Annotated in this window: 13 protein-coding genes; 2 read left to right on the forward strand and 11 right to left on the reverse strand. The window is 64.1% G+C overall.

Features of this window, described 5'->3' with window-relative positions; genetic code table 11:
• Positions 1-58: 58 nt before the first annotated feature.
• From ACFMO5_RS09145 to trpS, 4 genes are all read right to left on the reverse strand, one after another.
• The gene (locus tag ACFMO5_RS09145) at positions 59-310 is read right to left on the reverse strand and encodes a PRC-barrel domain-containing protein (RefSeq protein ID WP_376792444.1); all 252 of its coding nucleotides are present in this window, start codon (positions 308-310) and stop codon (positions 59-61) included.
• A 323-nt stretch (positions 311-633) separates the two neighbouring features.
• Positions 634-1,656 (reverse strand): D-2-hydroxyacid dehydrogenase, encoded by a 1,023-nt coding sequence (locus tag ACFMO5_RS09150; RefSeq protein ID WP_376792445.1) that lies wholly within the window; start codon positions 1,654-1,656, stop codon positions 634-636.
• A gap of 767 nt (positions 1,657-2,423) precedes the next feature.
• Entirely contained in the window at positions 2,424-3,797 is a 1,374-nt protein-coding gene (locus ACFMO5_RS09155; RefSeq protein ID WP_376792446.1) for a TrpB-like pyridoxal phosphate-dependent enzyme, read from the reverse strand.
• 55 nt (positions 3,798-3,852) lie between these two features.
• The gene (gene trpS, locus ACFMO5_RS09160; RefSeq protein ID WP_376792447.1) at positions 3,853-4,893 is read right to left on the reverse strand and encodes a tryptophan--tRNA ligase; all 1,041 of its coding nucleotides are present in this window, start codon (positions 4,891-4,893) and stop codon (positions 3,853-3,855) included.
• Positions 4,894-5,597: 704 nt separating this feature from the next.
• Here trpS and ACFMO5_RS09165 point away from each other — a divergent pair.
• Entirely contained in the window at positions 5,598-6,269 is a 672-nt protein-coding gene (locus ACFMO5_RS09165) for a prepilin peptidase (protein WP_376792448.1), read from the forward strand.
• A 56-nt stretch (positions 6,270-6,325) separates the two neighbouring features.
• On the opposite strand, the gene ACFMO5_RS09170 is transcribed toward ACFMO5_RS09165, so the two are convergent.
• The 3 genes from ACFMO5_RS09170 to ACFMO5_RS09180 all read right to left on the reverse strand — a co-directional run bounded on the left by ACFMO5_RS09170 (position 6,326) and on the right by ACFMO5_RS09180 (position 9,676).
• Positions 6,326-6,901: a HEAT repeat domain-containing protein gene (locus ACFMO5_RS09170; RefSeq protein WP_376792449.1), complete on the reverse strand. Its 576-nt coding sequence runs from the start codon at positions 6,899-6,901 to the stop codon at positions 6,326-6,328.
• A gap of 9 nt (positions 6,902-6,910) precedes the next feature.
• Positions 6,911-7,156, reverse strand: coding sequence for a Trm112 family protein (locus tag ACFMO5_RS09175; RefSeq protein WP_376792450.1), 246 nt, complete (start codon positions 7,154-7,156; stop codon positions 6,911-6,913).
• A gap of 168 nt (positions 7,157-7,324) precedes the next feature.
• Positions 7,325-9,676, reverse strand: a complete 2,352-nt coding sequence (locus tag ACFMO5_RS09180) for an endonuclease MutS2 (protein WP_376792451.1) — start codon at positions 9,674-9,676, stop codon at positions 7,325-7,327.
• 236 nt (positions 9,677-9,912) lie between these two features.
• On the opposite strand from ACFMO5_RS09180, the gene hpt reads away from it, so the two are divergent.
• Complete coding sequence (gene hpt, locus ACFMO5_RS09185) at positions 9,913-10,446, forward strand: hypoxanthine phosphoribosyltransferase (RefSeq protein WP_376792452.1); 534 nt, start codon at positions 9,913-9,915, stop codon at positions 10,444-10,446.
• A gap of 18 nt (positions 10,447-10,464) precedes the next feature.
• On the opposite strand, the gene ACFMO5_RS09190 is transcribed toward hpt, so the two are convergent.
• The 4 genes from ACFMO5_RS09190 to yqeB form a co-directional block, all read right to left on the reverse strand.
• Entirely contained in the window at positions 10,465-11,136 is a 672-nt protein-coding gene (locus tag ACFMO5_RS09190; RefSeq protein ID WP_376792453.1) for an HAD family hydrolase, read from the reverse strand.
• A gap of 9 nt (positions 11,137-11,145) precedes the next feature.
• Entirely contained in the window at positions 11,146-12,300 is a 1,155-nt protein-coding gene (gene nagA, locus ACFMO5_RS09195) for an N-acetylglucosamine-6-phosphate deacetylase (protein WP_376792454.1), read from the reverse strand.
• A gap of 46 nt (positions 12,301-12,346) precedes the next feature.
• Complete coding sequence (locus ACFMO5_RS09200) at positions 12,347-12,670, reverse strand: Rieske (2Fe-2S) protein (protein WP_376792455.1); 324 nt, start codon at positions 12,668-12,670, stop codon at positions 12,347-12,349.
• Positions 12,671-12,758: 88 nt separating this feature from the next.
• The coding region (gene yqeB / locus ACFMO5_RS09205; protein ID WP_376792456.1) for a selenium-dependent molybdenum cofactor biosynthesis protein YqeB at positions 12,759-13,621 on the reverse strand (863 nt) is incomplete at its 5' end.

Below are 13,621 nucleotides of genomic sequence, written 5' to 3' on the forward strand. Positions count from 1 at the left end.
GGCCGCTTACGCGGCCCGCCCCTAAAGACAATCGATAAAGCATGCTCCGCTCAAAAATCTATCGCCATACAAAGCGAGGAAGGCGCTCGATGTCTTCACGGCGAACCCGCAAGCGGATCCTTTCACCATCCACCTGCTCCACAAAGGAGATCGGGATGCTGATCTCCTGATAAAGGATCACCGGCTCCCGCCAGACCAGGTGCGTTGGGCATCCGGTTTCCGGATCCACCAACACCTCCGCCACCGTGCCGAGCATGCCGTCCGAGCAGATGAGAGATTTCCCGGTGAGCTCATGAGCGGCTTCCGTCATGCCCGAACCTCCCGATTTCATCGTCCGCCCGATGGAAGCACAGGAGAAAAAGAGAACACAGGGAGAACGCCTGGGTCGCTGTTCTCCCGCCTTCGCCTCAGGCATTCGCATGTTAACGCCGCTCCTCGCTCCCCTTCGTGGGTGTTCGGTGAAAGTCCCGTGAGGCTTTAGTGAACCGATTCGCCCACCCTTCCGCCAGATATGGCGATTTTAAAAACAAGGTCCCAAATATATTGGGGTCCGCCCCCGGACCTTTCGGGGACTAGGGGGCCGCCAGGGGGATCCCGCCGGCCCTTAAAAGCTCGTCGAGCAGTAACCCCCTTTTAATACCCCCGCCTTTTATCGACTGCGTTCAACAGCGGTTCGCCCCGCATATAACGGTCCAGGTTTTCTTCGAAAATTTGAGCGGCCCGGATGTCATAATGAGGGGTAAACCCAGCCACATGGGGGCTGATCAACACATTCGGCAGGCGCCAAAGAGGATGATCGGAAGGCAATGGCTCTTGCTCAAAGACATCCAATGCTGCCCCTGCAATCCAGCCCTCCTGGAGCGCTCGCACCAGTGCGTCCTCCCGGCAGATCGGGCCGCGGGCGATGTTGATCAAGAAGGCGCTCCGCTTCATCGCCCGGAAGGCGGCCTCATCGAACATCCCATGGGTTTCGGGCGTCAGGGGGACAGCGATCACCACCACGTCGCTTTCTGCCAACATCGCGTGGAGCTCCGCGGGCGCATAATAGCGATCGGGCAGGATCCCATCCGGATCCCCCGTGCCAGGGAAGATAAACCCGTGATCCCGATGGTCGTCCCCCCGCTGCATCGCCAGCACCCGCATCCCGAACGCTTTGGCCAGACGCGCGACTTGGCGCCCGATGCTGCCATACCCCACGATGCCGATCGTCTTCCCCCACAGCTCCTCCGGAACGAACAGCGCCCAGCGATCGCGATCCGGCGGCCACTGGGCGCGGGCCTGCCACTCCAGCATCCGGGGGATCCGGTGAAACCACGCCAGCGCCATGGCAAACACATATTCCGCGATGTTGATGGCATGCACCCCGCTGGCCGTGGTGAATTGGACCGCACTTTGAAAAAGCGGATGATCCAGGACGTGATCAATCCCGGCGGAGTGCAGCTGCACCCAGCGCAGGCGGGGCGCCCAATCTGGAGGAGGGAGGGTGTTGAACGTGTAAAGGATCTCCACCTCCTGCCAGATCTCCCGAGGGATCTTCTCCGGATGTCGTGTAGGATAAAGCTCGAAGCGCAGCATCGGCCAGCGCATCTGCCAGCGATCGACCCACGCGGGATCAAAGCGGGCGGTGATCAAAACCCGACGCACCTCGCCTCCCATAGCGCATCCCTCCTCGGTAAATGCCTTCTCCTAATTATGACGCACAACCCGCAGGAGCTACGACGTCCATCTTAGGAACACTGCATCAATTTGGGGGGTCGGGGGATGGGTCAGGGGCCATTGGCCTCACTTCTCCTAGGGGATTCAAACCAGGTATGAATAAAAATAAAGCTGTAATCGTCGTAGGGCCTGTGGATTGTGGAGATCAGCGAGAGGAAACTCCTGCGAGTCCCAAGATCTCGGGCTCTGTCATCCCTCACCCCCCAGATCTCTCCGCCGTGCTCTAACTGTCCCCGGAGGCCCCCGGACCTGGGCTGTGGAAAACCTTGTTTAATAGACAAATGTGGAAAACTCATGGAAACTGTGGAAAACTCTTCCGCCCCCCAGATTTGGGGGATTGGACCGAAAAAGGGTATAGAAGGTTGTGGAAAGTCAGGAAATTCGCTCCTTCCTGTGGACAGGTTATCCCCAATAAGACCTTCTTTTCCACAGGTTTCACGCCAGTTTTCCCCAACAAGGCTTTAGAGCACCCTCACGATCGATCCCGATATCCTGGGGACCCCCGAATCAGCCCCCCTATATATGGGGGCTGGATTTCAGGTTTTCCACAAGCCGTGGAAATCTCAGCCGTGGTTTCACAGGCAAATTGTCGGGAGGGGGAAGGGGCACATGGTTGCATACCCCTCCCCCTCTTCGAAGCCGTTCGGCAGCATCGGCCTCCAACGGCGCGCATTCTTCCCTGTTGAAGCGATGGCCCTAGAGCGCGCTTAGAGGGCTGCGGGGACCTGAGGGAGGTGGGCCAAGGCGCGGGCCACCTCCTCGGCGGGATACTCATAATCCGCAAGCTCCCCCCGCAGATACTGATCGTAAGCCGCCAGATCGAAGTGCCCATGGCCGCTGAGGTTGAACAGGATCACCCGGGGCCGCCCTTCTTCCTTCGCACGCAAGGCTTCATCGATGACCGCGCGGATGGCGTGGGCCGACTCCGGGGCGGGGACGATCCCTTCAGCCTGGGCGAAGCGCACGGCGGCCTCGAAGACCTTTGTCTGGGGATACGCCACGGCTTCCAGATAGCCTTTCTCGTAGAGGGCACAGAGGATCGGCGCCATGCCGTGGTAGCGGAGCCCTCCGGCGTGAATGGGAGCGGGGGTGAAGGTGTGACCCAGGGTGTACATCTTGAGGAGCGGGGTGGTGCGCACGGTGTCCCCGTAGTCATAGGCGTAAACGCCTTTGGTCAGGCTGGGGGCTGCAGTGGGCTCAACCGCGATGAAGCGGATCGGCCGCCCCTCGACGATCCGGTCCCGCATGAAGGGCAGGGCCAGCCCGGCGAAATTGCTTCCTCCGCCCACGCAGCCGATGATGACGTCTGGATATTCTCCAGCCAGCTCCATTTGCTTCTTGGCCTCCAGGCCGATCACCGTCTGGTGGAGCAAGACGTGGTTAAGGACGCTGCCCAGGCTGTATTTCAGGCGGCCGCCGCTGGTCGCCGCCGCCTCCACAGCCTCGCTGATGGCGATCCCCAGGGAACCTGGAGAGTCAGGGTTCTCCGCCAGCACCTTGCGGCCGGCGGCGGTCTCCGGGCTGGGGCTGGGGATCACCCGGGCGCCGAAGGTCTCCATCAGAATGCGCCGGTACGGCTTTTGCTGGTAGCTGACCTTGACCATAAAGACGGTGCATTCTAATTCGAAGAACCGACATGCCATGGCCAGGGCGCTTCCCCATTGCCCAGCCCCGGTCTCGGTGGTCAGGCCCTGGACGCCTTCCTGCTTGTTGTAAAACGCCTGAGCGAGGGCGGTGTTCAGCTTGTGGCTCCCGGCTGGGCTGACCCCCTCATACTTGTAGTAGATATGGGCCGGGGTGTCGAGCGCTTTCTCCAGCCGGTGGGCCCGGATCAGCGGTGTGGGTCGGTAGAGACGGTAGATCTCCCGGACGGGCTCAGGGATCTCGATCTCCCGTTCCCGGCTGACCTCTTGTTGGATGAGCGCCATCGGGAAAAGCGGAGCGAGATCCTCGGGCCCGATGGGCCGGCCGGTGGCGGGATGGAGCACCGGGGGCAGCTCGAAGGGAAGATCCGCCAGGATGTTATAGTAAGCCTTCGGGATGTCCTCTTCTGAGAGCAGGAACCGGGTTCGATCGCCCATGGTTCGCCTCCTCGTAATGGTGTGGCCTGAGAACAGCTGAGCAGTTACTTCGGAGTTACAGAAAGCGGGATTTCGCTTCCGCCAGACGACGGGCGCTCAAGCCCATGGCCTCTCGCGCCTCCTCCAGAGTGGCTTGCGAGATGGGACGGACCCTTGCCGCGCCGGCGGCCAGGATCTCATCGATCAGGTGGGGCCGTGCGGCGTAATAGGCCCGCCGCTCGCGGATGGGTGTCAGGAACCGTTCCAAAGCGGCGATCAGTCGCTTCTTCACCTCCACGTCCCCCACCTTGCCTTGACGGTAGCGCGCCTTCAGTTCCTCTACTTCTGCCTTGTCGTCATTGAAGGCTTCGTGGTAACGGAAGACCACGTTGTGGGGTGCGTCCGGATCGGCCGGGATGTCCGGGCGGACCCGCGTAGGGTCTGTGAACATCTGCATCACCTTGCGAGCGACCTCCTCCGGCGGATCGCTGAGGAAGATGGCGTTGCCCAGGGATTTGCTCATCTTGGCCCGCCCGTCGATCCCGGGGAGGGTGGGCACGTCCCCGATCAGGGCTTCTGGCTCTGGGAAGACTTCCCCATAAAGGCTGTTGAATCGGCGCGCGATTTCTCGACAGAGCTCGACGTGGGACTCCTGATCCTTTCCCACGGGGACGATCTCCGCCTTCACGTGGAGGATGTCCGCCGCCTGGAGAATGGGGTAAAGCATCAGGCCCATGGAAGGGTTCTCAATCTTCTGGTCCCGTATCATATCCTTCAGGGTAGGGATACGCTCGATGCGTGGCAGGGTGACCAGCATCGAGAATAGCAACGCCAGCTCACAGACCTCCGGGACATCGGATTGCAGGTAAATAGTGGTCTTCTCAGGGTCAATGCCTACTGCCAGGTAGTCCAGCACGATCTCCCGGATGTATTCCCGGCCAGCCAGGATGTCGGCCTTCTCCGGCTTGGTGGTGAGGGCGTGATAATCGGCGATTAGAAGGAAAACCTCATACTCCTCCTGCAGCCTCACCCGATTGGCCAGGGTTCCCACATAATGACCCAGATGAAGCGGTCCGGTCGGGCGATCGCCGGTCAACACGCGCTTTTTGTTCCCCATCGCGACCTCCTGTTCAACGGATCTGAACGCCCCTTCTCGTTCCAGGGGGCGTCGAAGGTTGAAGGCAGATCTTTGCCTTTCTTCCGACACAAGCCTGATAAATAAACAGGGCCCGTCCCCAAAGGGACGGGCCCTGTGGTTGCCCGTGGTGCCACCCTTTTTGAGCGCGACCTCTCTGTTCCAGAGGTCGGCCCCACTCATTCCCGCAGGCGCCGCCCGGTCTTAACTGGGCGAAGCCCTCAGCCGATAACGGTGGCGTCTCCGGCCGCGCCTACTACGGAGGGCAGCCCTCCGGTTCGGACGGCAGCTCCGGGGCCCATTCAGGATCCAGGATCCGCATCGGGCTTCCACCTGATCCCCGACTCTCTGGGCGGCGCTGGATCCTTACTCTTCCCCTTCATCGCCTTTCGGGAGATAATCTTTGGATATAAATTTAACAGCCCTTGCGGAGTGTGTCAAGTCTTGAAATTGAGAATGATGTGTCCCGGCTTCGTAGGGAGCGGTCAGGGGTAGCACTCCAGGTCAAAAATTCAAAAGGGCTATGCGCTGAGGGGAATGGCCCCACCTCCCTTGCCCCTCCCCGTGCAGCTTTGCCGCACGGGGAGGAGGAAATTGATTTCTTCGTTCTGACAAAATTGAGGCATACCCAGTTAGGAAAAAGACCGAAAAGACCGATAGGGAATCGAGAAGGAGATGGAGCAGCCATGCTTTGGCCGCTTCTTTTCGCGTTGATCGGATGGCCCATCGGGATGGTGGTGAACGGCCTGGCGAATGCGCTGCCCCGCCGCCGGGTGCTCCCCTCTTGGGAGAGGGGGGCCCTCGCCTCACTGGCCTGGATCAAGGGTTTCCGGGAAAGGGCCTGCGTGCATCCCCGAGCGCTCGCGGTGGAGCTGGGGGTGCCGATCCTGTGGGCGTTGGCGGCCGCGCGCTATGGGGTCTCCACCCGCGCGGGGCTGGTCGCCCTCTATCTCACCATACTGGTCTTGGTGACGGTGACCGATTTGGAGCATCGCCGGATCTACGATGCCGTGATGCTTCCAGCCATCGCTATGGCCATCGTGCTGGCTCCGGTCTCCCCATGGCTTGGGGGAGGGGCATGGGGGGCCTGGCTCACCGGCTTAGGCGCTTTCATTTTCTTCTTTTTGATGGTCCTTCTCACCCGCGGTGGGATCGGAGGCGGCGATGCCACGCTAGCGGCCTTCATCGGGTTGATCACCGGGTTCCCCCAAGGGCTTCAGGCTTTGGCCTACGGGATCCTCTTGGCTGGTGGGGTGAGCCTTCTCCTTTTGCTGACCCGGCGGGCCACCCTGACGACGGCCATCCCCTATGGCCCCTTTCTATCCATTGGGGGTGCAGTGGTCTTGCTTGGGTTTTAGCGGCGGGGTTTTCTCTTGGGGGCCGCGCCCGCGGCCCCCACCGCGCAACCTTCCCATCACAACCACACCCATTGCCCCTCCCACAGCCGCTTGAGGCCTTCCTCGGCGAAGTGGCGAACCAGAAGGCTGGGATCCTCCAGGGCGGCCATCAGGGCAGGGATGCTTTGCGGCGAGGCGATGCGAGCCAAAGCGCGAGCGGCCAGAACCCGGACCTGAGGGTGCGGATGTCGCAGGCTCTCCTTGAGGACCTCCAGGGCCGCCTCCCCATATCGGGCAAGGGCTTCAGCGGCCACCCATGCCACCCATGGGGCGTCCTCCAGATGCCGTTGGAGGGCCGAGATCGCCAAATCCGCTCCCTCCTTCCACGGACGGACTCCGAACGCCCACGCCGCAGCGGCCCGCACCGCGGGATCCGGATCTTCCAACGCATCCAGCAGCTCAGGGATACTGGTTGCATCCGGGATTTCGACCAGGATGCGGCAGGCCCATGCCCGCAGGTCGGGATCCGAGTCCTGAAGGAGCGCCCTTGCCAAGGCGTGCAGGCCCTCCGGATCCGCGCGCAAGGCCGCCATTTGGGCCTCCGCCTGCTCGGGCTCCTCTTTCAGCAATCGCCGCCACGCGTTCAGGTCCATCGCTTTCCATCATGCGGCGGGTGGGGGAACCGGGAGGGCCTCCACCGGGGTATTGCGCCACTTATCCCCCTCCTCGATGAGCATCACCGGGATGCCATCGCGGATCGGATACTTGCGTCCGCAATCCGGTTCGGTACACACCAACCAGACGTCCTTCACCAGCTCCAGCCGACCGGGATCCGGCCCTTCCTTTCGGGTGGGGCCGGAGACGCAATGCGGACACCGCAGGATCTCCAGAAGCTCCTGGCTGATCATCGATCAACCTCCTGAGATTGTGGAATTCCGATGAGGGCGAGCCGTGTAAGCGGCCCGCCTGCACCGATTTTATCTGAGTTAGGCCGTTCGGGGCCTGCGAGAGGAGGCGGAAGGGCCCCACCCCCAAAAAGCCCACACGGTGCAGAGAGCAGAAGGCCGGTTCGGGTGTTACCGAGCTAATCGTACCAAGGTGGCCCCGTCATCCGGTGTGGGCTCGAGGCTCTCCACGTGCGGATGGGTTTTCAGCCGTTCCCGCACCGCGCGGCGCAGGGCCCCTGTGCCTTTGCCGTGGATGATCCGAACGAAGGGCATGCCGGCCAGGAAGGCCTCATCCAAGAACTTCTCCATCAGCGGCAGCGCTTCCTCCACCCGCATCCCTCGCAGATCGAGATCCAGGGGAACCGGGGATGGACGCAGGGCCGCTGCAGGAGGCGGCTCCGGACGCGTCGGCCCTGGCCGCTCCCGTCGCTCCAAGTCGGCGAGCGTCATCCGCAACCGCCACCGGCCGACCTGCACATCGGCTTCCTCTCCCTCCAGGCTTAGGATCTCCCCTTCCGCCTGCAGGGGGCGAACCCAAACGCGATCCCCCACGGCGAAGGCGGGCTCCGATGGGGCCTCGATAGAAGGCGCGGCCCGGGCGAGCGCCTCTCGCAGGCGGGCTTGCAAGGCTTCCAGGCGTCGCTGGGCGGCTTCCACTTCGGCCTGGCGAACCGCCTGCAGCTGACGACGGATCCGCGCGGTTTCCTCCTGGGCTTCTCGGAGAAGGGCCTCAATCTGCTCCCGGGCCTCCCGCAGCATCCGCTCCCGTTCCGCCTCAATTTGCGCGAGCCGAGCCTTCCACTCTTCCTCCAGCGCCCGGGCAGCCGCCCGAGCCTGTTCAGCTTCCTCATAAGCCCGGGCCGCTTCCGCTTGTAGCCGTTCGGCCTCCGCCAACAGGGCCTCCAGGCGGAGGGCCTGGGGGGAGACGTACTCCTGAGCGCGGGCGATGAGCGCCTCCGGCATCCCCAGGCGCCGGGCGATCAGGAACGCGTTCGACCGGCCGGGCAGGCCGATGCGGAGTCGATAAGTTGGGGCCAGGGTCTCGGGGTCAAACTCCACGCTGGCGTTGATCGCCCCGGGGGTGGTTTGGGCCCAGAGTTTGAGCTCCGGGAAGTGCGTGGCCACCAGGGTGGTCGTCTTCCGGGCGTGGAGATGCTCCAGGATCGCGCGGGCCAGCGCGGCCCCTTCCACCGGATCGGTCCCTGCCCCCAGCTCGTCCAGAAGGACCAGGGAGCGGGAGGTGGCTGCCTCCAGGAAGCCCAGGATGTTCAGGAGATGGGCAGAGAAGGTCGAGAGGTTCTGCTCGATGCTCTGCTCGTCGCCGATATCGGCATAGATCCCGTCGAACACCGGCAGGCGAGAGCCCTCGGCGGCCGGGATGTGCAGGCCGCTTTGGGCCATGATCGCCAGGAGGCCCACGGTCTTCAGGGCCACCGTTTTGCCGCCGGTGTTGGGCCCCGTGAGGATCAGGATGAACGTGGAGGGGTCTGGCGTGACGTCGATCGGCACCACCCGTTGGGGATCCAAGAGGGGGTGACGGGCTTGGCGCAGATAGAGGGGCGAGACCGCGCGCCGCTCGGGTGGTTCCTCCGGCCATGGGACGATCTCCGGGCGCTCCGCGCGGAGGGCGATGGCGTAACGAGCCTTCGCCAGCGCAAGATCCAGATCCGCCAGCGCCTCCAAAGTGCTTCGGATCCCCTCCGCTTGGGCGCCGACCGCCGCGCTCAAGGCCGCCAGGATGCGGGCCACCTCTTTCTCCTCCTGCGCCTGGAGGGCGCGGAGCCGATTGCCCAGCTCCACCACCGGCAGTGGTTCGATGAACAGCGTCGCCCCACTGGCGGAGGTGTCGTGGACCAGTCCGGGGATCTTTCCTTTGTGTTCAGCTTTCACGGGGATCACGAAGCGGCCCCCGCGCAGCGTGATCAGGGGCTCCTGGAGATAGGGCGCATAGCGGGGATCCGTGAGATAGCTCTGGAGCCGAGCATGGATCTCATGGGTCAGGCGGCGGATCTCAGTCCGAAGGGTGTACAGCAGCGGGCTGGCGTCGTCCTTCACCTCGCCAGCCTCGTCCAGGCAACGCTCGATTTCGGCCTCCAGTTCGGGGAACTCCTGCATGCGCCCGGCGTGTTGGGCCAGATGGGGAAGCGCCTCCGCCCGCCGGAGCAGGATGCGGCGGATCCGACGGACGGCCCTCAGGGTATCTCGGGCCGCCAGCAAATCCGCTGGCGACAGGGTCGCTCCGTGCTGAGCAGCTTCCAGCAGCGCACGCAGATCCCGTACCCCGCCCAGGTCGAAGCCGGGCTCCAGGGCCAACAGGCGACGGGCCTCCTCGGTCTCCGCCAATCGGGTCTGGACCTCCATGAGGCTCCCGGAGGGGCGCAGCGCCCGCGCTTTCTCCGCGCCCCATGCGAAGGCCGCGAAAGCGGCCAATCGCTCCAGGATCTTCGGCCACTCGAGGGTGTTCAGATCGTGATCGCGCAAGTCTCGGTTTCCTCCACCGGGATGGCTCTCGTTCGCTTCTCCATACGAGCTGGAGAGCGCGAATGGCCTCTTCCATTTGTCTCTCCCCTTCCCGTGGCCCAAAGGGCCGCGGGAAGGGGGTAGCCTTCCATGGCACGGCTCCTATGTTATTATGCGCCAGGTTCAGCGCTATGGGATGAGCTCGCAGAAAGTATCATTGATAAGCGATGGGGCGAGTCTTCACTTAGGAGGGATATATGCGACCTCATCGGATCGAACCGCTGATCGAGGCGGGGGAGCTAGCCGCGCGGGTGCGGGATCTCGCCGCTCAGATCTCCACCGATTACCACGGCCGGGATCTCCTCATCGTCGGCGTCCTGAAGGGCGCCTTTGTCTTTTGTGCCGACCTCCTCCGGCAGCTCCAAGGGGTCAACGCTCATGTCGACTTCATCGCCTGCTCCAGCTATGGCGTCGCCACGGAGACCTCGGGGGTGGTCCGGATCCTCAAGGATCTGAACGAACCGGTGACCGATCGGGATGTGCTACTGGTGGAGGACATCGTCGACACGGGGCTGACCTTGCAGTATCTCCAAGCGCACTTGCGCCAGCAGAACCCCCGCAGCCTGCGGACGGCTGTGTTGCTGGATAAACCTTACCGCCGTCAAGTGTCGGTGGAAGTGGACTATTGTGGCTTTGAGATCCCCGATCTATTCGTCGTTGGCTATGGGATCGATTGGGCGGAGCATTATCGTCACCTTCCCTATATTGGTGCGGTGCGCTTTCTGGAGTGAGCGCTCACGGAGAAGCATTCAGCGGACGCCGACCTCATCCAAATGGCGCAGCAGGTCCGCGGGGTCTTCATACACTCGGTAGGCGCCGGCCCGTTCCAGCTCCTCGCGCCCGTAGCCGCCGGACAGCAATCCCACGCCCAGCGCGCCCGCCCGCCGGGCCGCCAGCATATCCCATACGCTGTCGCCGACCACCACGCACGATTGGATCGGAACCCCCAGCCGCTCCGCTGCGGTCAGGAAGAGATCCGGATCCGGCTTAGCGTATTGGACCTCATCCCGCGTCACGAGCGTGATCTCATGATCGAGGTCCAGGAGGCGGAGGATGGGCTGGGCCACCTCCCGACGGCCACTGGTGGCGATGGCCCAGGGCACGCCGGCTGCGGTGAGGGCTTGCAGGAGCTCCCGGGCGCCGGGCAGCGGGCGAACCTGGGGGAGCATCCGGGCGAAGGCTTCGGCATGGCGCTGCTGGATATAGGCCGCTTCTTCGACGGTGACCTCCCGTCCGGTCTCCCGCAGCAGCGCTCGGAGCAACAGCCCTCCGCTCATCCCAATCCGCCGGTGGATCCGCCACACCGACAGGGAGATCCCGACGGCTTCCAGGGCCTCCCGCCAGGCCAGGACATGCTGATACACGCTGTCGACGAGGGTGCCGTCCAGGTCGAAGAGGAACGCCGGGCCGCGTGCTCCCATCTCCCCCTCCTAGTGCATTCGTTCCCCGCCGATCCACACCGCCTCAGGGGTTCCCCAGCGGGCCCACAGGACCAGGTCCGCGGGGGCGCCGGGCCGGAGGCATCCCAGCTTCCGCAGGCCCAGGGCGCGGGCGGGCGTCCAGGTGGCGCTGCGGACCGCAGCGAGCGGATCGATGCCGGCTTCCTCAATGAGCACGCGCAGGCCTTCGTTCATCAGGGCGATCGATCCGGCCAGCGCTCCCTCCGGGGTCTGGCAACGCCCATCTGCGACGATCACCTCATAGCCCAGCCAAGTGTAGCGTCCAGGGGGGAGCCCGGCCATCGGCGCGGCATCGCTGATCAAGGCCACTCCGGAAGGCCCCTTCAGTTCGAACAGCAACCGGATGGCCGCCGGATGGACGTGGTGTCCATCGGCGATCAATTGGGCGATCACCTTGGGATCCAGCAGGGCGGCGGTGAACAGCCCGGGCTCCCGATGGTGGAAAGGACGCATCGCGTTGAAGAAGTGCGTGACCTGCCGGGCCCCTCGCCGGATCGCCTCGACCGCCTGATCGTAGGTGGCGTCGCTGTGACCGATCACCGGGACGATGCCCTGGGCGATCAGCGTGGGGATGGCGTGCATCGCCTCCCCTTCCTCCGGTGCGAACGTCCACAACGCAATGCGTCCCCCCGCCGCGGCCTGGTAGCGGGCGATGGCCTCCGGGGTGAGCGGGCGGAACCATGCCGGGTTGGCCATCCCGGGCCGTTTGGGGGAGAGGTGGGGACCTTCGATGTGAATCCCCAGAATCCGTGCTCCTCGAGGGGGATCTTCCATCACCCGGGCCATGATCTGAAGGCGCTGGAGGATTTCTTCCTCATCCGGGAGCGTTAGGGTGGTGGGGAGGAAAGCCGTGACACCGTATCGTGGAAGCCGTCGGGCTCCTTCCGTCAGCTCGGGACCGAAGAGATCACAGCCCTCCAAGCCATGGATATGCAGGTCGATCAGGCCCGGGGTCAAAGGCCGTCCCTGCGCATCGATCCGCTCCGCGCGCCGAGGCACATGAACCTCGCGGGCGGGCCCGAGGGTGAGGACACGGCCCTCCGCAAACACCACTGTCCCATCCTCAATTCGCCGGGTGGGCGTATAAAGCTCCGCGTGGACGATCGCGACGGGGTGTGAAGTCATTCGTCACCTCTTGGGGCTCACTGAGGGTGCGCTGGCGCCTCTGTTCTCAGCGCGACGCTTCCTTCGGTTCCGGGTTCACCCAGACGGCGTTGTCCTCAACCTTGGTTTCATAGACAGGGATCGGAACCACGGCCGGCAGCCGGAGCACCCGGCCGGTTCGGATATCGAAGCGGGCGCCGTGGCGAGGGCACTGGATCACATGGCCTTCCAGCTTTCCTTCCGCCAGTGGACCGCCATCGTGGGTGCATACGTCGCCGAAGGCGAACACTTGATCCCCCACCCGGGTCAGGGCGATCGCCCGTCCCTCGATGTGGAAGACCTTGGCTGATCCTACAGGGATCTCCTCCAACATCGCGACCCGAACCCACAAGGATGCACCTCCGAAGAAGTGTAGGCTCGATGGGGAAGGCGGACTGTCCCTCCGCCGAAATGTCTCCACGGCTTAAGCGGGTGGGGCGCTACCAGGGGAGCAGCCCGCGCTCCCGCAGGCATTTTAACACCGCCTCCAGAACCCCTCCGCCGACCGCCCACGATTTGTCCGAAACGGTAAAGCAGTGGCGGACCTCCGCGCGGGGGTCGACGTCGCCGACTTTCATGCCCGGCGTCACCTGCAGCCCGTCCTGGAGGATGCCTCGTAGCACCCCGGCGATCGCGGTTCGAACGGGGATTCCATCCACATAGGCCACGATCTCCCCCGCCTCCACCCGGTCGCCGATCCGCCGAACCCCCTGGAACCGACCGGCGCATGGCGCCCGCAGCACCCGCAGCACATCGTGCCCGCCGACGGCTCCTGGGATCCCGGTATCCGGTATGGCGCTGCCGGTGTAGTAAACCCGTCCTAGATCGTGGCCTCGGGCCGTCTCGACGACCGCGTGGCAATCCACTCCGGCGGTGAAGCCAGGCCCCAAGGCCACCACCACCGGGGCGTCCGTAATCGAGGTTCCGGTGTTGCGTTTGGCCATGATCGCGTCGACGACCACCTCCGGCCGCAGCTGTCGGATGCTCTCCCCCTCCGGGTCCACCAGAACCGGGATCTCCCCCCGTTCCCAGATGGCGGGGAGCTCCGATACATCCGCGGCGCGACGGGCGGTGTGGCCTTCGATGGTGATCGAACCTTCGTAGATAGCGCTGGCCACGGCGACCGCCCGGCGGATCGCTAAGGGCTGCGGAAGCTCCGTTACCCATACCCGGAAGCCGGCCCGATGGAGCCGCAGGATCGTCCCCGTCCCCAAATCGCCGCCGCCCTTGACCGCTACCCGGATCATGGTGGTCGCCCCAAAAATGTTTTGATCCCCCCTCCCCACGGCCCAAAGGGCCGTGG

Source organism: Thermoflexus sp. (assembly GCF_042408365.1).
GTDB lineage: Bacteria > Chloroflexota > Anaerolineae > Thermoflexales > Thermoflexaceae > Thermoflexus.

Coding starts and splice junctions, on each gene's coding strand:
- ACFMO5_RS09145 (WP_376792444.1), bottom strand. CDS start 310: ATGACGGAAGCCGCTCATGAGCTCACCGGGAAATCTCTCATCTGCTCG.
- ACFMO5_RS09150 (WP_376792445.1), bottom strand. CDS start 1,656: ATGGGAGGCGAGGTGCGTCGGGTTTTGATCACCGCCCGCTTTGATCCC.
- ACFMO5_RS09155 (WP_376792446.1), bottom strand. CDS start 3,797: ATGGGCGATCGAACCCGGTTCCTGCTCTCAGAAGAGGACATCCCGAAG.
- trpS (WP_376792447.1), bottom strand. CDS start 4,893: ATGGGGAACAAAAAGCGCGTGTTGACCGGCGATCGCCCGACCGGACCG.
- ACFMO5_RS09165 (WP_376792448.1), top strand. CDS start 5,598: ATGCTTTGGCCGCTTCTTTTCGCGTTGATCGGATGGCCCATCGGGATG.
- ACFMO5_RS09170 (WP_376792449.1), bottom strand. CDS start 6,901: ATGGACCTGAACGCGTGGCGGCGATTGCTGAAAGAGGAGCCCGAGCAG.
- ACFMO5_RS09175 (WP_376792450.1), bottom strand. CDS start 7,156: ATGATCAGCCAGGAGCTTCTGGAGATCCTGCGGTGTCCGCATTGCGTC.
- hpt (WP_376792452.1), top strand. CDS start 9,913: ATGCGACCTCATCGGATCGAACCGCTGATCGAGGCGGGGGAGCTAGCC.
- ACFMO5_RS09190 (WP_376792453.1), bottom strand. CDS start 11,136: ATGGGAGCACGCGGCCCGGCGTTCCTCTTCGACCTGGACGGCACCCTC.
- nagA (WP_376792454.1), bottom strand. CDS start 12,300: ATGACTTCACACCCCGTCGCGATCGTCCACGCGGAGCTTTATACGCCC.